This is a genomic window from Umezawaea tangerina, from assembly GCF_003002815.1.
Taxonomy (GTDB): Bacteria; Actinomycetota; Actinomycetes; order Mycobacteriales; family Pseudonocardiaceae; genus Umezawaea; species Umezawaea tangerina.
In genome coordinates, this window is the sequence record NZ_PVTF01000012.1 from 269,094 (window position 1) to 294,947 (window position 25,854).

The window sequence follows — 25,854 nt, forward strand, 5'->3', positions numbered from 1 at the left end:
GTGATCGCACCCACTACGGTTTCGCCCCGTGACCCGCTCTTCTCGTGCGCTCCCGGTGCTGCTGGCCGCCTTGGCCCTCGCGGGCTGCAGCTACTCGATCAACGGCACGGCGCTGCCGGACCCCAGCGGTCCCCCGGCGACCTCGCGGTCCACGTCGGCCGCGCCCTCGTCACCGGCGCCGTCGACGGCGGGCGGGCCCGCGCCGAAGATCGCCAAGCCGCGCACGGTCGCGGGGGTCGACCCGTGCAAGATGCTCGACGCCAACGACCTGAAGTTCATCGGCCCGTTCAAGCGGGAGCCGCGCAGGCAGGACGACACGATCCCGGAGTCGTGCCAGTACCTGCTGGAGGACGGCACCACCGGCGGCCGGACCGTCGTGACCGCGCTGTACCAGCGCTACGAGCAGGTGCGGGACCGGCAGAAGAACGGCAAGGAGCAGGTCGTCGAGGGGCACTCGACGTGGTGGTTCTGCCAGCTGAGCGGGCCGGAGGAGGTCTGCACGGCCACGATCGCGGTCAACGCGAACCGCAGCATCCTGGTCGCGATGTCGCAGGCCGGTGGCGTGCCGGACCAGATGGTCGTCGCGATGGCCCCGCTGCTCAAGGCCGCGCTGGCGCGGATTCCGGTCGCGTAGCGGCCAGTTCGCGGCGGCGGGAGCGGGCGGCGAACCACACCGTCGGCACGATCAGCACGCACACGCAGGTCACGAAGCCGAGCGACGCGGTGAGCGAGCTGAGCTGGGCCAGCCCTCCGACGATCGGCGGTCCGGCCAGGAAACCGGTGTACGCCACGGTCGTGACCAGCCCCAGCTCCCGTTCGCCACCGGTGCCGTCGGCGCGGCGGCCCGCGTCCCCGGCCAGGTCCATGATCACCGGGAAGGCGAACGCCAGCCCCAGTCCGGCGAGGGCGAACCCCAGGTAACCGGTGGCGGGCACCGGGATGAGCACGGCCGAGGCCAGGCCGACCGCCGCGACGACCGCGCCCCGCGTGAGCAGGCCGTACGGTCCCCAGCGGCGTTGCGCGGGCTCGCCCGCGAGGCGCGCGCAGGCCATCGTGACGGAGAACACGGCGTAGGCGGCGGCCGCGGCGGCCTCGCCCATCCCCCGCTCCCGCACCAGGAACAGCGCGGACCAGTCGGCCGACGCGCCCTCGGCGATGGCGGAGCAGAACGCGATGCCCGCCAGCAGCCACAGGACCGGACGGCGCAGCACGGTCGGGTTGGGGCCTGCGGCCTGCTCGCGGTGCCGCTCACCGGAACCGCCGGGCACCGCGCGGCAGCACAGCGCCAGCACGACGAGGCTGAGGGCCGCGGCGAGCAGGAAGTGCGGCAGCGGCGTCCACCCGCCCCAGGCGGCCAGCGCGGCGCCGAGCGAGCCGAGCAGACCGCCGAAGCTGAAGCCCGCGTGGAACTGCGGCATCAGCGGCCGGTCCAGCTCGCGGATGACCGAGACCGCGGCGATGTTCATGGACACGTCCAGCGCGGCGATGCTCGACCCCAGCAGGAACAGCGCCAGGCCGAGCTGCACCGGCGACGCGGCGAGGGCCAGGACGGGCAGCACGAACGCGCTCGCGACGCCGCTGGCCAGCACCACCCGGCGCGCTCCGAAGGCGGCGCAGGCGCGGGCGGCGAACGGGGCGGTCAGCGCGAGCCCGGTGCTGGCGCCGAGCAGCGCCAGGCCGAGGGTGCCCGCGCTCGCCCCCACCTGCGCGGCGAGCGCGGGTACGCGGGCGGCCCACGATCCGAAGACCGCGCCGTTGAAGACGAAGACGATGAACACGGCGAGTCGGGGGGCTGGCATGGCGGTCCTCCTCCGTAGGTCCCGCCCCAGGATGACTGAAGCGCTTCAGATCCGTCCACCCCGATCGTCGGTGTCACTGGTTACTCTCTGACCCGTGGACCTCGCCCGACCGCGCAAGCCGACCCTCGACACCGTCGCCGGTGTCGTCGGGGTGTCGCGCGCGACGGTGTCGAACGCCTACAACCGCCCCGATCAGCTGTCCTCCGCGCTGCGGGAGCGGATCCTGGCCGCCGCGCTCGAGCTCGGCTACGCCGGCCCCGACCCGGTGGCCCGCAGCCTCGCGACCAGGTCCAGCGCCGCCGTCGCGTTCATGCTCGGCCAGCCGCTGACCGCCGCGTTCTCCGACCCGGCGACCAGCGTCGTGCTCGACGGCCTGGCGTCCACTGTGGACGGCCGTGACCACTGCCTCGTGCTGATGCCGGGCAACGAGACCGGCGGCCCGCGCCCGGAGACCGTGGCCAGGGCGCAGGCGGACGTGTTCGTGGCCTACTCGCTGCCCGACGACGCGCCCGCGCTCGCCGCCGTGCGCGCCCGCGGCCTGCCGCTGCTGGTGATCGACCAGCCCGTGCTGGCGGGCACCGCGCGCGTCGAGGTCGACGACGCCGCCGGCGCCAGGTCGGCCGCCGAGCACCTGCTCTCGCTCGGCCACCGCCGGTTCGGCGTGCTCACCTTCGCACTGCACCCCGGCGGCAGGTCCGGTCCGGTCGACGGGCGCGCCGAGGCCTCGTTCCGGGTCACCAGGGACCGACTGGCGGGCTTCCTCGACGTGCTGGCCGCCGCGGGCGTCACGGACGTGCCGACGTGGGAGGCGGGCGCGAGCAGACGCGAGCTCGGCCGCACCGGCACGAGATGGCTCCTGGAGCAGGACCCCAGACCCACGGCCCTCCTGTGCGCGTCCGACGAGCTCGCCTTCGGTGCCCTGCGCGCCGTGAGCGACGCCGGGCTGGCGACTCCCGCCGACGTGTCCGTCACCGGTTTCGACGACGTGCCGGACGCCAAGCACGCCGACCCGCCGTTGACGACGGTGCGGCAGCCGTTGGCCGAGAAGGGGCGCAGAGCCGGCGAGCTGGCGCTGCGCCTGCTCGACGGCGAGAGCCCGGGAGGGCCGACCAGAGTGCCGGTGGAACTCGTTGTACGGGCCTCCACCTGCCCGCCGAAGTGATCTGCGTCACTTTCGGCCGTTCTTGACCAAGATTCGGGGCTCCGAACGGAAACGGTCAAACGTGTTCCGGCGATGAGCACGGTGGGGACGGCTACGCTGCTACGGCACGTGGTCGGCATCCCCTCTAGCCTCCGTAGCTCAGTGGAGAGAGCGAGGGACTTCTAATCCCGAGGTCGCAGGTTCGAATCCTGCCGGGGGCGCTGCTGGTCAGATCGATTCGGAACGGCCGGGCATGGTCGAAGGTCGCCCGGTCCCGGATCGGTCGTAGCGGGTCTGGTGGTCGCATGTGGACGGATTTCCGGTCACATGCGGCCACGCCCGCGCGACGCAAACGAGAGACTGTCACCGAAGGTACGCGGCGGCTCACGCAGCGGTCGCCGAACGGTCGGTCTTTCACCTTTTCCGACGACGGTCCGCCAAGGATCGACATGGGTGGTCGTGACGACTTTCGACCCCCGTTGCTCCGAACAGTCCAACGGCCGCAACGGTTCGCGGGCTCAGTGCGTGAATCCCGAGCAGCCCGAGGGCGCGGGGAGGTCGCCCGCGACGAACCTGGCGGGCGGGACGCCCATGACGGCGTGGAACTCGGCGGTCATGTGGGACTGGTCGTAGTAGCCGGTCTCGGCGGCCAGGTCGGCCAGGTGGCCGTGGTGGGCCTTGCCGAGGACGGTGCGGACGCGGTCGAGGCGGGCGAAGTGCTTCGGGGAGACGCCGACGTTCTCGGTGAAGACGGTGCGCAGGTGGCGTTCGCTGACGTTCAGCTCGCGCGCGGTGGCGTGGACGGGCTTGGAGCGGAGCAGGGCGACGGCGGCGCGCACGAGGCGGTCGTCGGGGAGCTCACGGGCGGCCAGGGCGCGTTCGACGGCGGCGACGTCGGTCAGGTCGTCGCCGGGCCAGAGGTCGCGCAGCGGGACGACGCGGTCGACCAGGTCGCGCACCGGGAGGCCCAGCAGGGCTCCGGCGAGGCCGGGGCGGAGGCGGATCGTGAGGCAGGACCGGAAGCGCTTGGGTTCGTGGTACCTGGCGCGGGTGCGCGGTCCGATCACCACGAAGGCGTCCTCGCGCAGGCTCAGGGTTGTCGCGTGGTCGGGTTCGGCGAGCACGGTGCGCGCGGTGCCCGGCACGGGCGTGGCGACGCTCATCCGGGCGGCCCACGGCCGGAACGCCGCCGGCAACCGGACCTGCTGTTCGACGAAGCTCACCGGTCCACGGTAGGCGGATCCGGCGGCGGGGTGTGTGCCGGAACTTCCTATCGGCGAGGGCCCGGAGTCCGGCAGCGTCGGCCGCATGATCCTGATCACCGGTGCCACCGGCACCATCGGCGGCGAGGTCGTCCGGCAGCTGACCGGACGCGGTGTCCCGCTGCGCGCCATGTCCCGCACCCCTTCCGGCCCGCACGGCGTCCGGGCCGACTTCGACGACCCCGAGTCGCTGCGCCGCGCGGTGGAGGGCGTGGAGGCGGTGTTCCTGCTGACCGCGCCCACCACGGCCACCTCCCGGCACGACCTCGCCCTGCTGGCCGCGGCACGGGAGGCCGGCGTGGCGCGGGTGGTGAAGCTGTCCGCGATCGGCACCGGCGAGACCACCGCCGACGGCGAGGTCATCGGCGAGTGGCACCTGGAGGGCGAGGAGGCGGTGCGGGCCAGCGGTATGGGCTGGACGGTCCTGCGGCCGTCCAGCTTCGCGTCGAACGTGCTGCGGTTCGCGGCGGGCGAACGGATCTCCAACCTGACGGGTGACGGCAAGCAGGGCGTCGTGGACCCGCGCGACGTGGCCGCGGTGGCGGTCGAGGCGCTGACCGACCCGCGCCACGACGGACGGGTCCACACCCTCACCGGCCCGGAGCTGCTGAGCGTGCCGGACCAGGCCGCCGAGCTGAGCCGGGTGCTCGGCCGCCCGGTGGAGACCGTCGAGGTGTCACCGGAGCAGTTCGCCAGCTCCGGCATGGGCTCCTCCGCCGCCAGGTCCATCGCCATCGGCACCGCGTGGGTGCGCGAGGGCCACAACGCCGTCGTCACCGACGACGTCGAACGGGTCCTCGGCCGCCCGCCGACCCGGTTCTCCGACTGGGTCCGCGACCACGTGGAAGCGTTCGGCTAGCCGTCGAGCCTGCCGGTCGCCGCCGGGGCCAGGGTGCCGACCGGGCCGACGGTCAGCTGCGCGGACGCCTTGGGCAGCGCGCCCACCACCGGCAGCCGGACCGACGTCCCGGCCAGGTCGAGCGTCACCTTCGGCAGGCGCGAGGGGGCGCTGATCTGGCTGCTGTCGGTGCCGCCGACGACCAGGCCGAGCCGGTGGCCCTGCCTGACGACGTGGTCCGTTGTGGACAGTCGGAACGTCATCGAGTACGACGATCCCGCGCGCAGCGTCGACGGCGTGGTCAGCGAGCCGTAGTTGGCCAGGTCGGCCCAGCCGCGGGAGATGATCTCCGCGTTGACCGACGTGCTGGTGGTCTCCGTGTCGAGGTAGCAGGCGTCGTCGCCGGTGCGGCTCTCGCCCCAGCACGACTCGGTGCCCAGCGTCCGGATGCCCTCGCCGCTGCGGATCGTGGCGGGCCCGTAGTCGACCAGGAACGCCGAGAGGTGCGCGGTGGTCGTCGACGGGCTCGCCTTGACCGTGATCGTGCTGATGCCGGAGATCCGGAGGTCGGCGGCGAGCGCGCCGGTGCGGAACAGCACCCGGCCGGAGGCGGTCGTGTCGGGCGAGGCGACCCAGGTGCTGGCCGACTCGCGGCCGGTGTCGGTGAACGCGGCCGAGCCGGTCCCCGCCGTCGTTCCCAGCGCTCCCGCCGTGGTCGGGTAGAGCGTCTGCGGCGCGGTGCCCGCGGGCGGCCACGTGGCGTCCTGCGTCCAGTTGTCCGGCGTGCGCTCGATGCTCGCCTGCGGCTCGGTGTCGATGCCGTTGGGGATGTCGAGCAGGTAGCGGTCGAACCAGCGGTGCAGGGTGTCGACCCACTCGGCGCGGCGGAAGTCGAACGGGTCGACGTGGCCGGTCTGGGAGAGCCACAGCTTGCGCGGCGTGCCCGCGGGCAGCGCGTTCCACCACTGGCCGTAGTTCAGCGTCTTCACGTTCAGGTCGGCCTGGCCGTGCACGGCGAACACGCTCGCCTTCACGTTGCCCGCGTTGCGGACGAAGTCGCGCTGCACCCACATCGGCGTCACGTCGCCGTTGCTCAGGGCACCGTTGGTCATCTCGGTGCGGACCGCGCCGCACTTGGACCGCGCGTTCGCGTTCTCGTGGCCGGACGCGAGGCTCGTCGGCGAGCCGAACCCGGAGAACGACACGCCGTCGGAGCGGAACCAGTCGTACCAGGAGCTGATCGCCGCGATCGGCACGATCGTGCGCAGCCCCTCGACGCCGGTCGCCGCGACGCCCTGGGTGATGGTGCCGTCCCACGACTTGCCGATCATCCCGGTGGCGCCGGTCGCCCAGCTCGCGGTGACCGGCGTGCCGCCGGTGACGGCCGTGTAGCCCGCCGCCCGGCCGTTCAGCCAGTCGACCACCGACTTGCCGGACGCCACCTCGGCCCGGCCTCCGGTGTCGAGGCAGCCGCGGGAGCGCGAGGTGCCCGCGAAGTCGACCAGCACCACGGCGTACCCGCGCGGCACGAAGTAGTTGTCGTAGAACAGCGGGAACTTGACCGCCGTGCCCGCGGAGTCGTAGGTCTTCAGCTCGCCCTCGTTGCCGCGGCCCGCCGTCTGGTAGTACGGGCTGGCGTCCATGATCACCGGCACCCGCGCGGTGGTCGACGGCCTGATGATGTCGGCGGTGACCCGGTCGGTCGCGCCGTCGCCGTCGAGGTCCATCCCGATGTCCACGTACACGGTCTCGCGCACGGCGTCCGCCAGCGCGAACACCGGCTGCGTCACGCCGTCGCGGACCGTGAACGCCTGCGGCGCGGCCGTCGCGGGCGTCACCCCCGCCAGCAATCCCAGAACCCCCGCGACCACTCCTGCGAACGATGCACGACGCGCCATGCTCCGGACAGTACGAAGGTCGCGGAGGGTCCCGTCAGAGCCGAAAGTCTGATGCCCACACGAGGAACGCGGCCCGCCTGCGGCCGTCGTCGGTCTCGAACGGGAGGACCCGCACGTCGGCGAACCCGTCGGCCAGCGCGGCGGCCTCGGCGGTGGTGCCCGGGAGGGGGACCTTCGGAACGAGGGCGACCGAGTGCCGGAACGTTTCGTCACTGGGGACGCTTAACGCGGCCAGCCCACCGGGACGCAGCAGCCGACCCCAGTCGGGGAACAGCCCCGGTCCGATCAGGTGGACGGCCGAGGAGCACAGGACGACGTCGACCGACCCGTCCGGCAGCGGTGCCGGAACGGCGGGCGCCTCGACCCACTCGACCGTCCCTTGTGGATCCTTGGCCCGCGCCAGCGCGAGCATCCCCGCCGATATGTCCAGGCCGATCGTCCTGCGCGGGCGGAGCCCCTGGGCGAGCAGGGCCGCGATGCCGGTGCCGGTGGCCACGTCGAGGAGCACTCCCGGAGCGTCCGGCAGGCCCTTGACGAGCTCGGCGGCGACGAGGTGGTGGAACGGGTCGTCGTCGTAGGTCATCCCGGCACCCTAGCGACCGAACGGCGTAGTCGGAGCGGCGTTCGCACCGCCCGTTTTTTGTCGTACCCCCTGGGTAACGTCAGGGGCAGACGTTCGATCGTCGAGGGGAGCGACTGTTCATGAACACCATCAGCGTGACCGCGTTGTCCTTCACCGAGTACGTGATGAGCGGCCAGCGCGGCCGCATCAACATCCTCACCGAGCAGCGGAGCATGTACCTCGCGGAGGACCTGCGGATGTGCGGGTTCTACAACCCCATGCGGGACGCGATGCGACGGGCGATCAGCTCCCCCGACCCCGAGGCCGAGATCCGCGGGGCCGTGCTGTCGGCGAACCGCAACGGTCAGCTCAGGGCGTTCGAGGAGCTGGCCGACGGGTTCCTGCCGTGGCTGCGCCGGACGCGGGCGACGGGCGTGCCGGTGGGGTCGGCTCGGTGGCACGCGGGCGACCTGACGCTGAAGGTGCGGCCGCACCTGGGGCTGCGGCTGGCGGACGGGACGACGGCGGCGGTGCTGGTGTACGTCAAGGAGCCGGAGCTGACGCGGGAGGCGGCGACGGTGGCGCTGCGGATCGTGCAGCAGACGATCGACGAGACGCTGCCGGGCGGGGTGCCGATGGTGATGGACGCCCGGCGCGGGGCGGTGTACCGGCTGGGGAAGCGGACGAACATCGCGAAGCTGGACGCGCTGATCGCGGCGGAGTCCGCGGGCTACGTCACGCACTGGAAGCTGAGCGCCTGACGGCAGGCCGAAAACAGGTGGGTGCCGGGGCGGTCCGGCGGGATGCTGGGGGTGGGCGGGCGCGCTGCGCGGGCGGCGCCTGTCGGGTGGCCGGGTGCGGGACGGGGATGCCGCACCCGGCCGTCCGCCTCAGGGCCGGGGCTACAACCCGGCCGGGTTGTGGGAGAGGGCGCCGTCGACGACGGTGGCGAGGATCGGGATGGCGTTGATGTCGGAGACCGCCACGGTGTGCGGGTCGTCGGCGAGGACGACGAGGTCGGCGAGCTTGCCGGGCGCGATGGTGCCGAGCCTGTCCTCGACGCGGCAGGCGTAGGCGGCGTCCCTGGTGTAGGCGGCCAGCGCCTGGTCGACCGTGATCGCCTCGTCCGGGCCGATGGGGGCGCCGCCGGACGAGGCGCGCTCGACCATGAACTGGATGGCGCGCAGCGGGGCGCCCTCGGTGACAGGGCGGTCGGAGCTGCCCACGACGGTGATCCCGCGGTCCAGGAACGCCTTGCCGCGGTACATCCACGGGGTGCGGGTGGGTCCCATGATCGCGGAGTAGTCGTCGCCGCTGGCCCACAGGAAGGTGGGCTGCACGACGGGGATGACGCCGAGAGCGGCGATGCGGTCGAGCTGGTCGGGGCGGACCAGGCCGCAGTGCTCGACGCGGTGCCGGGTGTCCTGGCGGGGGAATCGGCGCCCGGCCTCCTCCAGCGCGTCCAGGGCGAAGTCGACGGCGCGGTCGCCGATGGCGTGCACGGCCAGCTGCCAGCCCGCGGCGTGGCCGTCGAGGATCGCGGCGGTCATGTGCGCCGGGTCGTCCTGGAGCTGGCCGCGGTTGGCCGTGCCCTCGTAGGGCTCGGTGAGCGCGGCCGTGCGGGCCATCATGCCGCCGTCGGTGAAGACCTTGAGCGCGCCGATGGACAGGTGGTCGCCGCCGAACCCGGTGTGCAGACCGAGGTCGACGGACCTGGCGACCCGGTCGTCGGCGTGGCCCGCGACGGGGTGCAGGAGGTCGGCGGAGACCATCAGCTGGACCCGGATCGGGAGCCGGTTCCGCTGGTAGGCCGCGACTTCCAGGGGGCTCGTGCCGATCAGGCCGCCGCCGACGCCCGCCTCGGCGGCGAAGGTCACGCCCTGTTCGAGGCACTGCCGCGCGCCCAGCGTCACGTGGCCCGCGATCTCCTCGACGGGGTAGGGCAGCCGCAACGCGCGCACGGCGGTCTGCGCGCTCTCGGCCAGGCCGCCGTCGGGGGTGCCGTCGGCGGCGAACGAGACGCCCGTGGCGCCGGGCGCGAGGACGTGGGCGGGGAGCTCGGAGAGCAGGGCGCTGTTGACGACGCACGCGTGCCCCGAGCGGTCCTGGACGTAGACGCGGAACTCGCGGGACACCCGGTCGAGGTCGGCCGCGGTCAGCGGGCGGTCCAGCACGCGGTGGTCGTAGCCGGAGACCTCCAGCCAGCCGCCGGTCGGGGTGGCGCCGCGCAGCAGGGCGACGACCTCGTCGACGCGGCGGCAGGCGGACACGTCGAGGGTGACGCTCGCCCGGCCCGCCCACGCGAGGTGGGTGTGCGCGTCGAGGAAACCGGGTAGGACAACGGCTCCGTCGAGGTCCACCACACGGGCGGCGCCGAGGCCGTCGACCTCCTCGTCGAGCCCGACCACCCGTCCGCGCCAGACACCCAGGGACGTCGCGACCGGCCTCGCCGGGTCCATCGTGAGGATTCGGCCGCGCACCAGCAACAGATCGAGGATCACAAGCCGCCAGGTTACGCACGCACGGTGAGTTCGGTTAGCCTCAGGTTACTTAGGTTAGCCTCGGCTTCAGTGCCGGACGAGAGAGGGACCAACCATGCGGGTTGTCATGTTCGGTTACCAAACCTGGGGGCACCGGACCCTGCGGGCGTTGCTGGACTCCGAGCACGACGTCGTCATGGTCGTCACCCACCCGAAGAGCGACCACGCCTACGAGAAGATCTGGAGCGACTCGGTCGCCGACCTGGCCGCGGAGCACGGCGTGGAGACGCTGATCCGCAACAAGCCGGACGACGAGGAGCTGGTGCGGCGGCTCAAGGAGGTCGAGCCGGACGTCATCGTCGCGACGAACTGGCGCACCTGGATCCCGCCGCACGTCTTCACCCTCCCCAAGCACGGCACGCTGAACGTGCACGACTCGCTGCTGCCCGCCTACGCGGGCTTCTCCCCGCTGATCTGGGCGCTGATCAACGACGAGAAGGAGGTCGGCGTCACCGCGCACATGATGGACGACACCCTCGACGCCGGCGACATCGTCCTGCAGCGCTCGGTGCCCGTCGGGCCGCGCGACACCACGGCGGACCTGTTCCACAAGACGCTGGAGCTGTTCGGGCCGATCACCGTGGACGGGCTCGCCGAGATCGCGTCCGGCCGGACCGACTTCACCAAGCAGGACCGCTCCAAGGCGAGCTTCTTCCACAAGCGCGCGGAGGAGGACCTGCGCATCGACTGGACGTGGTCGGCAGAGGAGCTCGACCGGCTGGTGCGCGCGCAGTGCTCGCCGTACCCGAGCGCGTTCGCGTTCCACAAGGGCAGGCGGCTGGAGATCGTCGAGGCCGAGGTGTCGGCGGCCAGGTACGGCGGGACGCCCGGCCGGATCTTCTACCGCGAGGGCGACGGGGTCGCGATCGTCGCGGGCGCCGACTCCCGCCGGGGTCGCAACCACGGGCTGCTGGTCAAGCGCGTGCGCACCGAGGACGGCACCGAGCTGGGGGCCGCGCAGTACTTCGCGACCATGGGCGGGTACCTCACCAGCCACCCGTAACGGGACCTGCCCGCCGCCCGTCCTCGGTGATCGCTGATCATAGGTCCGTCGACCACCGAGGACGGGAGAGCCGAGCGCATGGACCGCAAGCAGGCCACGGCGTTGACGAGCCTGGTCATCGTGATCGTGTTGGCGGCCCTGGCGTGGTACCTGGACCGCGACAAGGAACCGCCCGCCGCCACCCCGCCGGCCGCGACCGGGGAGTCCGCGGCGCAGCTCGCGGCGCTCAAGATCGCCCCCGAGGGGAAGATGGCGGGCTACAGCCGCGACCGCTTCCCGCACTGGGCGAGCCAGGGCAACTCCTGCGACACGCGCGAGATCGTGCTGCAGAAGCAGGGCACGAACGTGAAGAGCGACAAGGACTGCAAGGCCGTCGAGGGCACCTGGGTGAGCCCCTACGACGGCGTGACGATCACCGACGCGGGCGCCATCGACATCGACCACACCGTGCCGCTGGCGGAGGCGTGGCGGTCCGGCGCGTCGGCGTGGGTCGACGAGGACCGCAAGAAGTTCGCCAACGACCTGGGCGGCATCCAGCTGATCGCCGCGTCGGCCACCACGAACCGGGCGAAGGGCGACCAGGACCCGGCGAAGTGGAAGCCGCCGGTGCAGTCGTACTGGTGCGTGTACGCCAAGGACTGGATCGCGGTGAAGTCGACCTACAAGCTCACGATCGACCAGGCCGAGCACGACGCGCTGGCGTCGATGCTCACCTCCTGCGCCCCCTGACCGCCCCGCCGCGGGGAGCCCGGCTCCTCGCGGCGTCCACATCGGACAGCCCGCCCGACCGCCACGGTCGGGTGAACTTCCGGGGGCGTGTTCCCCGGATCTCGTCCGATGGAGTCGCGCCTGACGCGGCCCCTGGAGGCACGGATCCGGGAACCATGCCCTAGGGGCGAAGGCCCTTGAGCTGTTCGGACACGTCGCCGTAGACCTCGGTCCGGCGCACCCAGGCGGCCGATCCCGACTCGGCCGACGGGATCGGACCCAGTGGTCGGACCGGGTCCGTCACGCCGTACTCCAGCCGGTAGGCCACCAGTCCGGTCGCCGCCAGCAGCCACGGGGCCGGGTCCGGGTTGGTGATCTCCCCCAGCCCGATCCGGAACCACACCGGCAGCCGGGTGTCCTCGGCCAGCGCGCGGTCGATCCTGGCCCGCGCGGCCGCCCAGATCTCCTCGCGCGCCTTCTCGCCCGCGATGATCGCGTCCTGGCGCCACGCCTCCTCGGCCGCGCGCTCGTCCGCCGCGAGCCTGGCCGCCGCGTCCCGCGCGCTGCCGCCCTGGGCGCCGATCTGCCAGTCGAGCTGGTCGACGTCGTGGACGAGCCGCATGTGGTCCGCCCGCGTGAGCCTGCCCGCGGCGATCTTCGCCTTGCTCGCCTCGCGCCGGGTCTTCAGGCCGTCGAACTCGGCGACCTCCTTGCGGACCTGGACGCGCACGGAGTCGGCGAGCACCTCCTGCTCGGCGTCCCACGCCCTGCGCAGGGCCTCCACGATGTCGGCGACGTCCTCGTCCAGCGCGTCGAAGTCCTCGTTGTCGCCGGACCCCGCGCCCGACAGCCGCATCTCGAGCACCCGCAGGCGGTTGCTGACCCGGTCGAGCTCGGCGACCAGCACCGCCACGGTCTTCTCGAGGACGACGACCTTGGGCTCGACTACGTCGAGCCGCTCCTTCTCAGTTGGGTCCGCCACGCTCCCAGCCAACCGCATGAATCGGGTTTGCCAAGGTCCAGACCACGAAGACCACGCGGACGGGCTCACGACCACCCCCGTCCAGGTCAACGGGTGGACACGCACCGTGACACCCCGGCCAACAGGACTAATCGGGCGGTCGACGGTGTATGTCTAGGGGTATGGCGACCTCCGTGCACGAGACCGAACGCAAGTACGAGGCCCCGGCGGGCAGCGACCTCCCGCCGCTCGACGGGTTCCCCGGCGTGGCGGCGGAGGCCGGACCGGAGCGGATCGAGCTGGAGGCCGTCTACTACGACACCGCGGACCTCCGGCTGGCCCGCGGCGGCGTGACGCTGCGCAGGCGCACCGGGGGCGAGGACGAGGGTTGGCACCTGAAGCTGCCGGTCGGCGAGGACACCCGCGAGGAGGTGCGCCTGCCGCTGGGCAAGGCGAGGAAGCCGCCGAAGGAGCTCGTGAACCTGGTGCAGGTCCACGTCCGCGGCACCGACCTGGCGCCGGTCGCCCGGATCCGCACCACCCGTGAACGCTGGCAGCTGGTCGACGAGCACGGCGGCCTGCTGATCGAGGTCGTCGAGGACCTGGTGTCGGCCCAGGTCGTGGACGACGACTCGGCGGCCGACTCGTGGCGCGAGATCGAGGTGGAGCTGGGCGAGCGCGGTGACCGCAAGCTGCTGGACGTGGTCGAGCGGCGGCTGTTCGACGCGGGCATGCGGCGGTCGACGTCGTCGGCGAAGCTGACCCGGCTGCTGTCCGACCGGCTCGAACCGGCCTCGCCCGGCCCCCGGACGGGCCGCAAGGCGACCGCGGGCGACGTCGTGCTGGCCTACCTGCACGAGCACGCGGAGGCGCTCAAGCACCACGACCCGGCCGTGCGCCGCGACCGCGACGACGCCGTGCACCAGATGCGGGTGTCGACCCGGCGGCTGCGCAGCGCGTTGCAGGCGTACGGGAAGGTCGTCGACCGCGAGTCGACCCGCGAGCTGACCGACGAGCTCAGGTGGCTGGCCGGTGTGCTCGGCGAGGCGCGCGACCTGGAGGTGCTGCACCGGCGGTTCACCCACGCCGTCGCGGAGCTGGACCCCGACCTGGTGCTCGGCCCGGTGCAGGCCAGGCTGACCCGGCACTTCGCCCCGCTGGAGACGGCCGCGCTCAAGAGCAGCGTCGACACGCTGACGAGCCCCCGGTACTTCGCGCTGCTCGACGCCGTCGACGCGCTGCTCACCGCTCCCCCGCTGACGCCGCTGGCCGCGAAGAAGGCGACCGACGTGCTGCCGAAGCTGGTGGCGAAGGCCTACCGCAGGCTCGCCGGGCACGCCGCCGAGGTGCTGGCCACGCGTCCCGGCGCCGAGCGCGACGTGGCGCTGCACGAGTCGCGCAAGGCGGCCAAGCGCTTGCGCTACACGACCGAGGCGACCGTGCCGGTGTTCGGCAAGCGCGCGAAGGCCTACCGCAAGCGGGTCAAGGGCGTGCAGACGCTGCTCGGCGAGCACCAGGACAGCGTGGTCGCGCGGCCCGCGCTGCGGGAGCTGGCCGTGCAGGCGCAGCTGGACGGCGAGAACGCGTTCGCGTTCGGCGTGCTGCACGGCCTGGAGAGCGGGGCGGCGGCCCGGATCGAGGACGGCTTCCCGGCGGTCTGGCGCGGCGTCGGCAAGCCGAAGCTGTCCTGATTGGTCTGGACCTTGACACCTCCTGGGTGGGCTGCAACGGTGGTCGAGCCGCTGCCGCTCGGTGTGTTCAGCCTGGCCAGGAGGAGTTTTCCGTGGTTATCGGAAGGACCGGACGGCGGATGCCCGGTGTCGTCGCGACCCTGCTGTTGGCGGGGACGGCCGCGCTGGCCGTCGGCGCGGCGACACCAGCCCAAGCGACCCCGGAGTCGTCGTTGCGCCAGATCGTGCCCGCTCCCGTCAAGGTCACCCCGCGCGCGGGCGCGGCCTACGCGTTGACGGCGAACGCGAGGATCCAGACCCAGCCCGGATCGGCCGAGGCGCGCAAGGTCGGCGAGTACGCGGCCGAGCTGCTGCGCCCCGCCACCGGCTACCGGCTGCCGGTGTCCTCGGGCGTGACGCCGCGCGGGATCACCCTGCTGCTCGTCGGGGCGGACCCGAGGGTCGGCAAGGAGGGCTACCAGCTCGACGTGACGCCGTGGGGCGTGGTGATCCGGGCACGGGGCGCCGCGGGCCTGTTCTCCGGTGTCCAGACGCTGCGCCAGCTGCTCCCGGCGAGGATCGAGAGCAAGACCCGGCAGTCCGGGCCGTGGACGGTGCCCGGCGGCAGCGTGCTCGACTACCCGCGCTTCGGCCACCGCGGCGCGATGCTCGACGTGGCCCGGCACTTCTTCTCCGTCGACGAGGTGAAGACCTACGTCGACCAGATCGCCGCGTACAAGGTCAACTACCTGCACCTGCACCTCGCCGACGACCAGGGCTGGCGCATCGAGATCAAGAGCTGGCCCCGGCTGGCCACCTACGGCGGCAGCATCGAGATCGGCGGGGGCAAGGGCGCCCTGTACTACACGCAGGAGCAGTACAAGGAGCTGGTGCGCTACGCCGGGTCCCGCGGCATCACGGTGATCCCGGAGATCGACATGCCCGGCCACACGAACGCCGCGCTCGCCTCGTACGCCGAGCTGAACTGCGACGGCGTCGCGCCGCCGCTCTACGACGGCACCGAGGTCGGCTTCAGCTCGCTGTGCATCGACAAGCCGGTCACCTACCGGTTCGTCGACGACGTGCTGCGCGAGCTGGCCGCGCTGACCCCCGGCCCGTTCCTGCACATCGGCGGCGACGAGGCGCACTCCACGACCGAGCCGGACTTCCGGACGTTCATGCAGAAGGTCATCCCGCTGGTCGCCAAGCACGGCAAGACCGCGCTGGGGTGGCACGAGTTCGTCAAGACGGACCCGCCCACCTCCGCCGTCGCCCAGTACTGGGGCACGACCGACGAGAACGCCGACGTGGCCGCCGCGGCGGCGCGGGGCAACAAGATCCTGCTGTCGCCCGCCACCAAGGCGTACCTGGACATGAAGTACGACGAGAACACCGAGCTCGGCCAGGACTGGGCCGCGCTCATCGAGGTGAAGGACGCCTACGGCTGGAACCCCGGCGCGTACCTGAAGAACGTGCCGGAGTCGGCGATCCGCGGCGTCGAGGCTCCACTGTGGACGGAGACCATCAAGGACTCCGACGACGTCGAGCAGATGGTGTTCCCCAGGCTGCCCGCGATCGCCGAGCTCGGGTGGTCGCCGCAGTCGACGCACGACTGGGACGCCTTCTCGAAGCGCCTGGCCGCCCAGGCCCCGCGCTGGCGGGCCGCCGGGATCGACTTCTACCCCTCACCCCAGGTGCCCTGGGTCGAGTAGGCCGTCGGGCGGGGTGGGGGGGTCGTCCCCACCCCGTTCAGCGCAGGTTGAGCGCGTCGAGGTAGACCTGCTCGAACCGCGATCCGGGCGTTGGGCGTCGTCAGGTCGGCGCCGAGCCGGTCGACGTAGGCCTGGGTGATCGGCACCCGGTCGGTGGCGTCCAACGGGGTCAGGTGCACGGCGGGCAGCGTGCGGAACACCGCGGCGGCGGCCGCCGGGTCCATCCAGGCGTTCAGCTCCTGGGAGTTGTCGAACCCCGGCAGCGCCGAGCCGAACAGGTTCCCCGGCACGGCCACCGCGCCGCCCATCACGTGCACCGCCGCGATCCGCCGGATCAGCCGGTCGCCCGCGGGCAGCGCCGCGGCGAGGTTCGAGAGCGGGCCGGTGGCCAGGACGGTGACCCCGCCCCGCGACTCCGCCAGCGTGCGGCGGATCAGGTCGGTGGCCGTCTCCCCCGTCGGAGCCGGGTGCTCCGCCCCGTCCTCGAGTGCGCCGGACAGCACGTCCTCCACGTCCGCGCGCGCTTCGGCGGGTGCCGCGTGCACGGCGGTGTGCACGCCCTCGGCGACAGGGACGTGCCGCAGACCGCATTCGCGCAGCACGCTGAGAGCGTGCCTGCGGACCCGGTCGGGGTAGCCGAACCCGTTGCCGGTCACCGTGACCGCGCGCAGGTCGATCCGGCCGCGGTGGTGCTCGGCGCACAGGTAGGCCAGGGTCGCGGCGTCGTCGACGTCCAGGTCGCTGTCGTGGATCACGGCGGGCGGCGAGGTCGCGGACGCGGGCATGGCGAACCTGAGCAGGCACGCGGCCAGTGCGAGCAGCAGTGGCCTCATCGAGTTCCCCCCAGGGTGGTCGACGGCTCACGACCACGATAGCGGGGGGACCCCGAGGAGGACCGCTACTTGTTCAACGCCAACGACTCCTCGTCGGTGAGCAACCGCGACCGGATCAGGAACCTGACCCCCAGCGGGGCCTCCAGGGAGAACCCGCTGCCGCGCCCCGGCACGACGTCGACCGTGAGGTGGGTGTGCCGCCAGTACTCGAACTGCTTGCCCGACATCCACATCGGCACCGGTTCGCCGTCCACGACGAGGTCGCCGAGGTGCACGTCCGAGGCGCCGGTGCGGAACTCGCCCGCCAGGTAGCACATCGGGGCGCTGCCGTCGCAGCACCCGCCGGACTGGTGGAACATCAGCGGGCCGTTCTCCTCCCGGAGGCGGCGGATGAGGTCCGCCGCCGCCGGAGTGAGCGCGATGCGTTCCATCAGAAGAAGCCCTGCGCGTTCTGGGAGTAGCTGACCAGGAGGTTCTTCGTCTGCTGGTAGTGGTCGAGCATCATCTTGTGGTTCTCGCGGCCGATGCCGGAGTCCTTGTAGCCGCCGAACGCCGCGTGCGCCGGGTAGGCGTGGTAGTTGTTCACCCACACCCGGCCCGCCTGGATGTCGCGGCCCGCGCGGTAGGCCGTGCCGCCGTCGCGGGACCACACCGCCGCGCCGAGCCCGTAGAGGGTGTCGTTGGCCGTCTTCACGGCGTCGTCGTAGTCGTCGAACCGGGTGACCGACACGACCGGGCCGAAGATCTCCTCCTGGAAGATCCGCATCTTGTTGTCGCCCTCGAAGATCGTCGGCTGGACGTAGTAGCCGCCGGACAGGTCGCCGCCGAGGTCGGCGCGCTCGCCGCCGGTGACGACCTTGGCGCCCTCCTGCCTGCCGATGTCGAAGTACGACAGGATCTTCTCCAGCTGGTCGTTGCTGGCCTGCGCGCCCATCATCGTGTCGGTGTCGAGCGGGTTGCCCTGCTTGATCAGCTTGGTGCGCTCGGTGGCGTCGGCCAGGAAGCTGTCGTAGATGGAGCTCTGGATGAGCGCGCGCGACGGGCAGGTGCAGACCTCGCCCTGGTTGAGCGCGAACATCGTGAAGCCCTCGAGCGCCTTGTCGTAGAACGAGTCCCGGCTGGACGCGACGTCGGAGAAGAACACGTTCGGGCTCTTGCCGCCCAGCTCCAGCGTCACCGGGATGATGTTCTCGCTGGCGTACTGCATGATCAGCCTGCCGGTGGTGGTCTCACCGGTGAACGCGATCTTCGCGATGCGGCTGCTCGACGCGAGCGGCTTGCCCGCCTCGACGCCGAAGCCGTTGACCACGTTGAGGACGCCCGGCGGCAGCAGGTCCGCGATGAAGCTCAGCAGCACGTGGATCGACGCCGGGGTCTGCTCGGCGGGCTTGAGGACCACGCAGTTGCCCGCCGCCAGCGCGGGGGCGAGCTTCCAGGTGGCCATCAGGATGGGGAAGTTCCACGGGATGATCTGCCCGACGACGCCCAGCGGCTCCTGGAAGTGGTAGGCCACCAGGTCCTGGTCGATCTGCGAGATCCCGCCCTCCTGGGCGCGGATCACCCCCGCGAAGTAGCGGAAGTGGTCGATCGCCAGCGGGATGTCGGCGTTGAGCGTCTCGCGGACGGCCTTGCCGTTCTCCCAGCACTCGGCGACCGCGAGGGCCTCGAGGTTCTGCTCCATCCGGTCCGCGATCCTGTTCAGCACGTTCGCGCGCTCGGCGGGCGACGTGCGGCCCCAGGCCCGCGCGGCGCCGTGGGCGGCGTCCAGCGCGCGCTCGACGTCGTCCGCGGTGCCCCTGGCGATCTCGGTGAACGCCCGGCCCGTGACGGGCGTGGGGTTCTCGAAGTAGTCGCCCTTGGCCGGTGCCACGTACTCGCCGCCGATGAAGTGGTCGTACCTGTCCAGGTACGACACGACACTGCCCGGCTGACCTGGTGCCGCGTACTCCGCCATCGTCCCGCCTCCCGCTCCGTTGCGCTGCGTGGTGTGCGACCAAGCTAGGTCGACCCACGTTGCAGCCCCGTTGCATCCGAACGGGTCAACCCGCGGGTTGCCGAAACCGGTAACCGCGGGTCATCCTGGGTGGGGAGGTCGCCCCATGCACCCTGTCGACGAGCACGAGCCGCGGTCCCGTGCGCTGAGCCGGGTGTACGACGCGGTGCTGGGCGGCGGTGCGGGCGAGCCGCGTCCGGTGATCTCGGAGTCGTGGCACCGCTCGCTCGCGGCGAAGGTCGACCCCGACCAGCACGAGGCTCCCGTGGTGTACGCGGCGGACGAGGTCGTGGACCTGAGGGAGGCGCACCCGCTCGCGTCGGTGCTGCCGATGCTGCGCGAGACGCTGGTGAGCATCGCGGACGAGGCGATGCACGTCATGGTCATCACCGACGCGCACGGCAACATCCTGTGGTGCGAGGGGGAGTCGGAGATCCGGCGGCTGGCCGACCGGGTGCGCCTGACCGAGGGCGCCCGGTGGAGCGAGGAGGCCAGCGGCACCAACGCGATGGGCACGGCGCTGGCGCTCGGCAAGCCGGTCACCGTGCACTCCGCCGAGCACCTGGTGCGGGCCTACCACGGGTGGACGTGCGCGGCGAGCCCCGTGCGCGACCCGGACACCGGCCGGATGCTGGGCGTGGTCGACATCAGCGGTCCACTCCGGACTGTCCACCCGGCCATGGGCGCGCTGGTGTCCGCGGCGGCGCGGCTCGCCGAAGGGCAGCTGCAGCTCCAGGTGGCGACCAGGGACGAGCGGCTGCGGGCCCGGAACATGAGGCACCTCACCGCGTTGCGCGGCGAGCCCGGCGCGCTGCTCAGCCCGACCGGCCGGGTGCTGGCGACCGAGCCGCTGGGCATGCTGCCCGCCCGGATCGCGGTCGACGTCGACCGGCTGGTGCTGCCCGACGGCCGCGTCGGCGTGCTCGAACCGCTGGCCGAGGGCTACCTGCTGCGCGTGCCGCGCGCGGGCGGTCCGCCGCGGATCCCGTTGCTGGCGTTGAGCTTCCTGGGCGACGACCACCCGACGGCCGAGCTGGACGGGCGCGAGCTGCCGCTGTCGCTGCGGCACGCCGAGATCCTCACGGCGCTGGCGCTGCACCCGGCCGGGCTGACCGCCGACCAGCTCGCGCTGCGGCTGTACGGCGAGCGCGGCAACCCGACGACGGTGCGCGCCGAGCTGCACCGGCTGCGCGCCCAGCTCGGTGACGGCGTGCTGCTGACCCGGCCGTACCGGCTGCGCGCCGACGTGCGGGGCGACTTCGCGGCGGTGCGCAAGGCGTTGCGCGGCGGGGACGTCGGCTCGGCGGCGACCGGCTACCGGGGCGCGCTGCTGCCGCAGTCGGAGGCGCCGGTCGTGTGCGAGGAGCGCGAGGACCTGCTGGCCGGGGTGCGGCGCGCGGTGATCACCCGCGGCGACGCGGAGAGCCTGTGGGAGTTCACCCGGACCGAGGACGGCCGGGGCGACGTCGAGGCGCTGACCCACCTCGAACGCGCGCTCCCCCGCGGCGACCTGCGCCGCGAGCTGGTCGCGAGCCAGCTCCGGCGGGCCCGCGCCGACTGCTGAGCACCCCTCAGTAGGCCACCACGAGGTTCTTGGTGTGCTGGTAGGCCTCCACGAGGCCGCGGCTCTCGGCGTGGAACGCGGCGTGCGGCGGCTGGTTGTTGACCCACACCCGGCCCGCGCGGATCGCCCGGCCCGCCCGGTAGGCGACGCCCGCGTCGCGCGACCAGACCCCGGCGGCGGCGCCGCGCGGGGCGTCGTTGGCGGCCTTGACGGCGTCGTCGAAGTCGTCGAACCGGGTGACGAGCGTGACCGGGCCCGCGAAGTCCTCGTGCGGGACGCCCGCGGGGTGGTCGGTCTCGAACACGGTCGGCGCGACGAAGTAGCCGCCGGTCAGCGCGCCGCCGAGGTCGACGCGGTCGCCGCCGGCGACGAGGCGGGCGCCTTCGCGGGCGCAGAGGTCGACGCGGGACAGCACGTCCGCGAGGTGAACGGCGCTGACCAGCGGGCCGACCGTGGTCGCCGGGTCCAGCGGGTCGCCGAGGCGGGCCGCGGCGGTGCGGGCGGTGGCGTCGAGCAGGAACCGGTCGTAGCCCGCGTTCTGGACCAGCGCACTGGACGCCTGGGTCAGCGCCGAGCGGGCGAACGCGTCCAGCGCCCGGTCGTAGCAGGCGTCCTGGCGCTCGGCGAGGTCGGCGAAGTAGACGCCGGGCGTCCAGCCGCGCGGTGCGGGCGGGCGGGCCGTCCGCGTGACGCGGCGGTTGGCGGCCAGCGGCGCCGCGGCCTCGACGTCGAACCCCGTGACGACGTTCAGCACGCCGGGCGGGAGCAGGTCGCTGATGAGGCCCACCAGCACGTGGATCGACGCGGGCGTGTACTCCGACGGCTTGAGCACCACCGTGTTGCCCGCGGCCAGCGCGGGCGCCAGGTGCCACGCGGCGGTGAGCACCGGGGAGCTCCACGGCACCACCAGGCCCACGACGCCCAGCGGCTCGTGGAAGTGGTGCGCCACCAGGTCGCCGTCCAGCTGCGAGATGCCGCCCTCCTGCGCGCGCACGACACCCGCGCAGTAGCGGAAGTGGTCCGCGGCGGCGGGCAGGTCGACGGACAGGGTCTCGCGGATCGGCCTGCCCGCGTCCCACGCCTCGGCGACCGCGATGGCCTCCAGGCTGTCCTCGATCCGGTCGGCGACCTCGGTCAGCACCGCGGCGCGCTCGGCGGCCGTGGTGCGGCCCCACGCCCGCGCGGCACCGTGCGCCGCGTCGAGCGCGCGGTCCACGTCCTCGGCGGTGCCCCTGGCGACGGCGGTGAACACCTCACCCGTGACGGGACTCGGGTTGGTGAAGTAGTTGCCGCGCGTCGGCGGGACGTACTCGCCGCCCACGAAGTGGTCGTAACGGTCGCGGAACGAGACGGCGCCGCCCGGTCTGCCCGGTGCCGCGTACTTCGCCATGTCTGGCCTCCAGCTTGGGGAACGTCGGCGGAACCCCGGAAGCTAGGAAGGTCTACGTTGCACTCGCGTTGCATTGCCGGTGGCTTGCCGCGACGACCCGGCGGGGGTCGTCCTGACGGCGGACGCGGGAGGACCGATGTACTGGGGGAAGGATCAGCGCGCGACGGCGTACGCGCTGGGCCGGGTGCACGACGCGGTGCTGGGCGGCGGGACGGCGCAGTTCGGCCCGCGCAGGCTGATCTCCGAGTCCTGGCACCGTTCCCTGGCCGCCAGGGTGGACCCGAACCGGCACGAGGCGCCGATCGTGCTCGCCCCCGACGAGGTCGCGGACCGGTGGGCCGAGCACCCGCTGTCGACGGTGCTGCCGGTGCTGCGGGAGACGTTGGTGGGCATCGCGGAGGACGCGATGCACGTCATGATCATCACAGACGCCGACGGGCACGTCCTGTGGTGCGAGGGCGCCCGCTCGGTGCGGCGCAGCGCGGAGGACGTGCGGCTGGCCGAGGGCGCGCGGTGGACCGAGGACGCGATCGGCACCAACGCGATGGGCATCGCCCTCGCCGTGGACACCCCGGTCGTCGTGCACTCCGCCGAGCACCTGGTGCGGACCTACCACGGGTGGACGTGCGCGGCGAGCCCCGTGCACGACCCGGACACCGGCGCCACGATCGGCTCGGTGGACGTCAGCGGTCCGCTGAGCAGCATGCACCCGGCGATGGTCCCACTGGTGTCGGCCGCCGCGAAGCTGGCCGAGAACGCCCTGCGCGAGCGGCTCGAACGGCGCGACGAACGCCTGCGGGCGCGCAACATGCGGCACCTCATCGCGTTGCGCGGCGAGCCGGGCGCCCTGCTCGGCCCCACCGGCCGGGTGCTCGTCGCGGAGCCGCACGGCCTGCTGCCCCCGCGGGTCGACCCGACCCTGGAGCGGGTGCGGCTGGAGGACGGCCGCGAAGGCGTGCTGGAACCGCTGGCCGAGGGCTACCTGCTGCGGGTGGAGCGGACGACCGGGCAGGCCCGGCAACCCCTGCTGTCGTTGACGTTCCTCGGCGTCGAGCACCCGACCGCCGTGCTCAACGGCCGCGAGCTCCCGTTGACCTCGCGGCACGCCGAGCTGCTGACCGCGCTGGTGCTGCACCCGCGGGGGCTGACGGCGGAGCAGCTGGCGCTCAAGCTCTACGGCGACCGCGGCAACCCGGCCACCGTGCGCGCGGAGCTGCACCGGCTGCGCGCGCAGCTCGGCACCGGGACGCTGCTGACCAAGCCCTACCGGCTGCGGGCCGAGGTGCGGGGCGACTTCGTCTCGGTGCGGGAGGCGTTGCGGCGCGGGGACGTCGCCGCGGCCGCCGCGGAGTACCGGGGCGCGCTGCTGCCGAGGTCGGAGGCGCCGGTCGTGCGCGACGAGCGCGAGGACCTGCTCGCGGGCGTGCGCCGGGCGGTGATCGCGTCCGGGGACCCGGAGGGCCTGTGGGAGTTCACCCGCACCGACGGCGGGCACGACGACGTGGAGGCGCTGCACCGGCTCGTCCGGACGCTGCCCCGCGACGACGTGCGGCGCGAGCTGGTGGCCGGGCAGCTGCGCCGGGCCCTGGCGTCGGACGGCTGACCTGGGAGCCCTGACCGGGAAGCCCTGTGCGGGGAGCCCTTGGGCGGGGCTCCCCGCCCGGTGGCTAGTAGACGACGTCCGAGCAGGAGTAGAACGCCTCCGGGCTGTCCGAGCGCTGCCACACGACGTAGATCAGGTGCCGCCCGGACTTGCCGGCGGGCAGCTTCACGTTGATCTGGTAGACCCCGTTGACCAGCGGCGGGTCGGTGACCTTGGCGAACGACGCGTCGAGGTCACCCCACTTGAGCGGGGACAGCGGGTCGTAGCCGTTCCTGGTGTTGAACAGCTCGAACGAGCCCTTGTGCGGGGCGGTGGCCTTCAGCGTGAACGTGATGTTCGCGCCGCTGGTCAGCTTCGTGGTCGCCCAGTCGGTGCGGGGCAGGTCGAGGCCCTTGTACTTGTCGCGGCCCGCGCTGCACAGCTTGCCGTCGGGGATGATCGACCGGCTGTTGCCCGCGGCGTTGGCGATGTTGACCTCGTGCCAGTCGTACATGGCCTGCGTGCCGCCCGCGGCGATGGCGGCCTTGCAGCCGCCGCTCGTGGGCGCCTCGGGGTTCTCGTTCCACCGGCAGTTGTACGTGCGGCTGAACGGCCCCTGGGCCGAGCCGTGGCCCTGCGCCACGCCGGTCACGAGCAACGGCAGTGCGACGGCCAACGAAGAGAGCAGGGCCACCAGCCCGAGCTTGCGCGCTTCCACGGGATCTCCCTCGACGGTGTTCGGTGGCGGCCTGGCACTCGGAAGAGGACTGGACCACAAGTCTGATAGGTCCAGACCTGTCGCACCAGGGCTGTTCGGGCGCATCCACCCGCCCTCTAGGCTGGTCACATGGGGTATTTCCAACCGGGGGACACGGCCCTGCGCCGTGAGGTGCTGCACGGGAGACCGTGGGCCGTGACGCCGTCGAGGGTCGTGCTGGACGAGCCGGGGCTGCTGGTCGTCTTCGTCGTGCCGGGCACCCGCTTCGGGTTCCCGGAGCACCACTGGCCGCACGGCTGGCAGGTCGCGGGCAACACGCACTGGCGCGGCAACGGCAAGCTCCAGATGCACCGGCCGGACGAGGCGTACTCGGTCGACCTGTACTGGCACGGCGAGGAACGGAGGTTCGGCGGCTGGTACCTGAACCTCCAGGACCCGTACCGCCGCACCGAGCTGGGCTTCGACACCCTCGACCACGAGCTGGACTACTGGGTGCCCGCCGACGGCGAGTGGGTCGAGAAGGACCGCGAGGACTTCGAGCGCCAGGTCGTGGCGGGCAAGTACTCCCCCGAGCTGGCCGGGCGGATCCGGCGGCAGGGCGAGGACATCGAGGCCATGCTGACCGCGGGCACGACGTGGTGGGACCCGAGGTGGGCCGACTGGGAGCCCGACCCGGACTGGCCCGTGCCGACCCTGCCGGAGGGCTGGGAGGACTACCCGCTCCCGTGAACATCCGACCGCTGACCCCCGCGACGCTCGTGGCCGAGCTGGTCGCGCGGATCGACGCGCTGCCGCGGGACGGCCGGGCCCGCGTGGTCGTGGACGGGGCCGACGCCGCGGCGCCCGGCGAGGTCGCCGACGCGCTCGTCGACCCGCTGCGGGCGCTGGGACGACCGGTGCTGCGGGTGTCGACAGGGGACTTCCTGCGGCCCGCGTCCGTCCGGCTGGAGCACGGCCGGTTCGACCCGCTGGCGTTCCGCGACGAGTGGCTCGACGTGGGCGGGCTGGTGCGGGAGGTGCTCGCCCCGCTCGCGCCCGGCGGGACCGGGCGGGTGCTGCCGTCGCTGTGGGACGCGGCCGCGGACCGGGCCAGCCGCGCCGGGTACGTGGAGCTCGGGTCCGGCGGGGTGCTGCTGCTCGACGGGCCGCTGCTGCTGGACCGCGGGTTACCGGTGGAGCTGTCGGTGCACCTCTGGCTCTCACCGGGGGCGCTGGCGCGGAAGACGGCGGCCGACCGGGAGTGGACGCTGCCCGCGTACTCCGACTACAAGCCGCAGGCCGACGTCGTGGTGCGCTACGACCACCCGGACCGGCCCGCGCTCGTCGTCTGAACCCCCACCGGGTCCGGGGTTCCGGTTACAGTGGTGGCATGACGAGACGGCAGCGGCTGCACGTGCTGCTCGTCGTGCTGTTCCCGGCCTTCTACGCGATCGCGCTGTTCCACAACCCGGCCGAGCTGCTGGCCGCGATCACCGCGCTGGCCGTCGTCCTGCTGCTGGTCGCCAACCCGCCGGTCCCGCGGACCGCGCCCGCGTGGACCCGCTCGCTGTCGTTGCGCGAGAAGGCCATGCGCACGGCACACCTCCGCCTGCGCGACCCCGACGCGGCAGGCCGACCCCGTCCCCGAGCACCCGGACTCGGCGTTCCCCACGCCTAGGTCCGGTTCTTCCCGCTCGACTC

The 25,854-nt window shown here is 72.9% G+C and carries 24 protein-coding genes and 1 tRNA gene; 14 read left to right on the forward strand and 11 right to left on the reverse strand.

Going from position 1 to position 25,854, the window contains the following annotated elements:
• The first annotated feature begins 28 nt into the window (after window positions 1-28).
• Complete coding sequence (locus CLV43_RS35200; protein ID WP_146175022.1) at window positions 29-634, forward strand: DUF3558 family protein; 606 nt, start codon at window positions 29-31, stop codon at window positions 632-634.
• Here CLV43_RS35200 and CLV43_RS35205 read toward each other — a convergent pair.
• Window positions 600-1,799: an MFS transporter gene (locus CLV43_RS35205; RefSeq protein WP_106192879.1), complete on the reverse strand. Its 1,200-nt coding sequence runs from the start codon at window positions 1,797-1,799 to the stop codon at window positions 600-602. The two genes, CLV43_RS35200 and CLV43_RS35205, sit on opposite strands and share 35 nt — an antisense overlap.
• 94 nt (window positions 1,800-1,893) lie before the next feature.
• Here CLV43_RS35205 and CLV43_RS35210 point away from each other — a divergent pair, with 94 nt between their 5' ends.
• The gene (locus CLV43_RS35210) at window positions 1,894-2,961 is read left to right on the forward strand and encodes a LacI family DNA-binding transcriptional regulator (RefSeq protein ID WP_106192880.1); all 1,068 of its coding nucleotides are present in this window, start codon (window positions 1,894-1,896) and stop codon (window positions 2,959-2,961) included.
• A 127-nt stretch (window positions 2,962-3,088) separates the two neighbouring features.
• Window positions 3,089-3,161, forward strand: a tRNA-Arg gene (locus tag CLV43_RS35215).
• A gap of 297 nt (window positions 3,162-3,458) precedes the next feature.
• Here CLV43_RS35215 and CLV43_RS35220 read toward each other — a convergent pair.
• Window positions 3,459-4,163 carry an AraC family transcriptional regulator gene (locus tag CLV43_RS35220; protein ID WP_211304702.1) on the reverse strand — a complete coding sequence of 235 codons (705 nt, stop codon included), beginning with the start codon at window positions 4,161-4,163 and terminating at the stop codon, window positions 3,459-3,461.
• 34 nt (window positions 4,164-4,197) lie between these two features.
• Here CLV43_RS35220 and CLV43_RS35225 point away from each other — a divergent pair, with 34 nt between their 5' ends.
• Window positions 4,198-5,061, forward strand: a complete 864-nt coding sequence (locus CLV43_RS35225) for an NAD(P)H-binding protein (protein WP_245887188.1) — start codon at window positions 4,198-4,200, stop codon at window positions 5,059-5,061.
• Here CLV43_RS35225 and CLV43_RS35230 read toward each other — a convergent pair.
• Window positions 5,058-6,938, reverse strand: a complete 1,881-nt coding sequence (locus CLV43_RS35230; RefSeq protein WP_106192884.1) for a Xaa-Pro dipeptidyl-peptidase — start codon at window positions 6,936-6,938, stop codon at window positions 5,058-5,060. The two genes, CLV43_RS35225 and CLV43_RS35230, sit on opposite strands and share 4 nt — an antisense overlap.
• Before the next feature lie 34 nt (window positions 6,939-6,972).
• The gene (locus tag CLV43_RS35235; protein ID WP_106192885.1) at window positions 6,973-7,521 is read right to left on the reverse strand and encodes a class I SAM-dependent methyltransferase; all 549 of its coding nucleotides are present in this window, start codon (window positions 7,519-7,521) and stop codon (window positions 6,973-6,975) included.
• Between the two features lie 119 nt (window positions 7,522-7,640).
• Between CLV43_RS35235 and CLV43_RS35240 the strand changes: the two genes are divergently transcribed.
• Window positions 7,641-8,261, forward strand: coding sequence for a hypothetical protein (locus CLV43_RS35240; protein ID WP_106192887.1), 621 nt, complete (start codon window positions 7,641-7,643; stop codon window positions 8,259-8,261).
• A 141-nt stretch (window positions 8,262-8,402) separates the two neighbouring features.
• Here CLV43_RS35240 and CLV43_RS35245 read toward each other — a convergent pair whose 3' ends face one another.
• Window positions 8,403-10,001, reverse strand: coding sequence for an amidohydrolase (locus CLV43_RS35245; protein ID WP_211304703.1), 1,599 nt, complete (start codon window positions 9,999-10,001; stop codon window positions 8,403-8,405).
• A 94-nt stretch (window positions 10,002-10,095) separates the two neighbouring features.
• Between CLV43_RS35245 and CLV43_RS35250 the strand changes: the two genes are divergently transcribed.
• Both CLV43_RS35250 and CLV43_RS35255 read left to right on the forward strand, forming a co-directional pair.
• A complete protein-coding gene (locus CLV43_RS35250) occupies window positions 10,096-11,043 on the forward strand; it encodes a methionyl-tRNA formyltransferase (protein WP_106192888.1) in 948 nt (315 codons plus the stop codon).
• Between the two features lie 78 nt (window positions 11,044-11,121).
• On the forward strand, window positions 11,122-11,772 hold the full coding sequence (locus CLV43_RS35255; RefSeq protein ID WP_106192890.1) for an HNH endonuclease family protein: 651 nt from the start codon (window positions 11,122-11,124) through the stop codon (window positions 11,770-11,772).
• A gap of 160 nt (window positions 11,773-11,932) precedes the next feature.
• Here CLV43_RS35255 and CLV43_RS35260 read toward each other — a convergent pair whose 3' ends face one another.
• Window positions 11,933-12,733 carry a hypothetical protein gene (locus CLV43_RS35260; protein ID WP_245887189.1) on the reverse strand — a complete coding sequence of 267 codons (801 nt, stop codon included), beginning with the start codon at window positions 12,731-12,733 and terminating at the stop codon, window positions 11,933-11,935.
• 161 nt (window positions 12,734-12,894) lie between these two features.
• Between CLV43_RS35260 and CLV43_RS35265 the strand changes: the two genes are divergently transcribed.
• Both CLV43_RS35265 and CLV43_RS35270 read left to right on the forward strand, forming a co-directional pair.
• A complete protein-coding gene (locus CLV43_RS35265) occupies window positions 12,895-14,403 on the forward strand; it encodes a CYTH and CHAD domain-containing protein (protein WP_106192893.1) in 1,509 nt (502 codons plus the stop codon).
• A 119-nt stretch (window positions 14,404-14,522) separates the two neighbouring features.
• Window positions 14,523-16,094: a beta-N-acetylhexosaminidase gene (locus tag CLV43_RS35270; protein ID WP_106192895.1), complete on the forward strand. Its 1,572-nt coding sequence runs from the start codon at window positions 14,523-14,525 to the stop codon at window positions 16,092-16,094.
• On the opposite strand, the gene CLV43_RS35275 is transcribed toward CLV43_RS35270, so the two are convergent.
• The 3 genes from CLV43_RS35275 to exaC all read right to left on the reverse strand — a co-directional run bounded on the left by CLV43_RS35275 (window position 16,061) and on the right by exaC (window position 18,881).
• Window positions 16,061-16,927, reverse strand: a complete 867-nt coding sequence (locus CLV43_RS35275; RefSeq protein ID WP_106192897.1) for a nucleoside hydrolase — start codon at window positions 16,925-16,927, stop codon at window positions 16,061-16,063. The genes CLV43_RS35270 and CLV43_RS35275 overlap by 34 nt on opposite strands.
• A gap of 65 nt (window positions 16,928-16,992) precedes the next feature.
• Window positions 16,993-17,358 (reverse strand): DUF779 domain-containing protein, encoded by a 366-nt coding sequence (locus CLV43_RS35280; RefSeq protein ID WP_425445788.1) that lies wholly within the window; start codon window positions 17,356-17,358, stop codon window positions 16,993-16,995.
• On the reverse strand, window positions 17,358-18,881 hold the full coding sequence (gene exaC, locus CLV43_RS35285; RefSeq protein ID WP_106192898.1) for an acetaldehyde dehydrogenase ExaC: 1,524 nt from the start codon (window positions 18,879-18,881) through the stop codon (window positions 17,358-17,360). Before exaC ends, CLV43_RS35280 begins: the two co-directional genes overlap by 1 nt.
• 145 nt (window positions 18,882-19,026) lie before the next feature.
• Between exaC and CLV43_RS35290 the strand changes: the two genes are divergently transcribed.
• Window positions 19,027-20,484: a GAF domain-containing protein gene (locus CLV43_RS35290; RefSeq protein WP_106192900.1), complete on the forward strand. Its 1,458-nt coding sequence runs from the start codon at window positions 19,027-19,029 to the stop codon at window positions 20,482-20,484.
• A 7-nt stretch (window positions 20,485-20,491) separates the two neighbouring features.
• On the opposite strand, the gene CLV43_RS35295 is transcribed toward CLV43_RS35290, so the two are convergent.
• Window positions 20,492-21,874: an aldehyde dehydrogenase family protein gene (locus tag CLV43_RS35295; RefSeq protein ID WP_106192902.1), complete on the reverse strand. Its 1,383-nt coding sequence runs from the start codon at window positions 21,872-21,874 to the stop codon at window positions 20,492-20,494.
• 136 nt (window positions 21,875-22,010) lie between these two features.
• On the opposite strand from CLV43_RS35295, the gene CLV43_RS35300 reads away from it, so the two are divergent.
• Window positions 22,011-23,477 carry a helix-turn-helix domain-containing protein gene (locus CLV43_RS35300; protein ID WP_106192904.1) on the forward strand — a complete coding sequence of 489 codons (1,467 nt, stop codon included), beginning with the start codon at window positions 22,011-22,013 and terminating at the stop codon, window positions 23,475-23,477.
• 64 nt (window positions 23,478-23,541) lie between these two features.
• On the opposite strand, the gene CLV43_RS35305 is transcribed toward CLV43_RS35300, so the two are convergent.
• Window positions 23,542-24,174, reverse strand: a complete 633-nt coding sequence (locus tag CLV43_RS35305; RefSeq protein WP_245887190.1) for a lytic polysaccharide monooxygenase auxiliary activity family 9 protein — start codon at window positions 24,172-24,174, stop codon at window positions 23,542-23,544.
• A gap of 129 nt (window positions 24,175-24,303) precedes the next feature.
• Between CLV43_RS35305 and CLV43_RS35310 the strand changes: the two genes are divergently transcribed.
• From CLV43_RS35310 to CLV43_RS35320, 3 genes are read left to right on the forward strand one after another with little or no spacing between them, the layout of a single operon-like run.
• Complete coding sequence (locus tag CLV43_RS35310) at window positions 24,304-24,903, forward strand: ribonuclease FAU-1 family protein (protein ID WP_106192908.1); 600 nt, start codon at window positions 24,304-24,306, stop codon at window positions 24,901-24,903.
• A complete protein-coding gene (locus CLV43_RS35315; protein WP_106192909.1) occupies window positions 24,900-25,505 on the forward strand; it encodes a nucleoside/nucleotide kinase family protein in 606 nt (201 codons plus the stop codon). Before CLV43_RS35310 ends, CLV43_RS35315 begins: the two co-directional genes overlap by 4 nt.
• Window positions 25,506-25,543: 38 nt before the next feature.
• Complete coding sequence (locus CLV43_RS35320) at window positions 25,544-25,831, forward strand: DUF6412 domain-containing protein (protein WP_106192911.1); 288 nt, start codon at window positions 25,544-25,546, stop codon at window positions 25,829-25,831.
• Window positions 25,832-25,854: the final 23 nt, after the last annotated feature.